The organism is Corynebacterium sp. UMB8791 (genome assembly GCF_054166365.1).
Genome location: NZ_JBSZCG010000184.1, coordinates 1 through 421 on the forward strand (window position 1 = coordinate 1; position 421 = coordinate 421).

The window sequence follows — 421 nt, forward strand, 5'->3', positions numbered from 1 at the left end:
GCAGGAAAACCTGCAAGCTTAAATACTTGGACAAAGGGGCTACTGTTAGCAGACAAGGATGTCCACGGAATAATCCCCATAATTACAATTAAAGCTCCAATGTAATATAACAGGTCAAGTCCAAAATGTTGGTGTAAATTAAATTCCGCGAATTTATCATTTCACAAGCTTAAGCATACCGGCTTCTTCTGAATTGTCATCTTTTTCAATCCCGTGGTAAACGGTCATGTTTAAGTACCGTGGACCAGCAGCCCATTTTTCATTCTGTTCAATCAATAGTGCTCCCATTAGTCGCAAGACGCTTAGATCATTCGGGAATATCCGGATTACACGGTCACGACGACGGATTTCTTGATTAACCCGCTCAATTGTATTATTCGTCCGGAGACGCTTCCTTAGCTCCTCTGGGAGCTGGTAAATC

General features: G+C 42.3%; 1 protein-coding gene. It reads right to left on the minus strand.

What is annotated here, in order from left to right:
• Positions 1-156: 156 nt before the first annotated feature.
• The coding region (locus ACXIUA_RS11700; RefSeq protein WP_457976923.1) for a transposase at positions 157-421 on the minus strand (265 nt) is incomplete at its 5' end.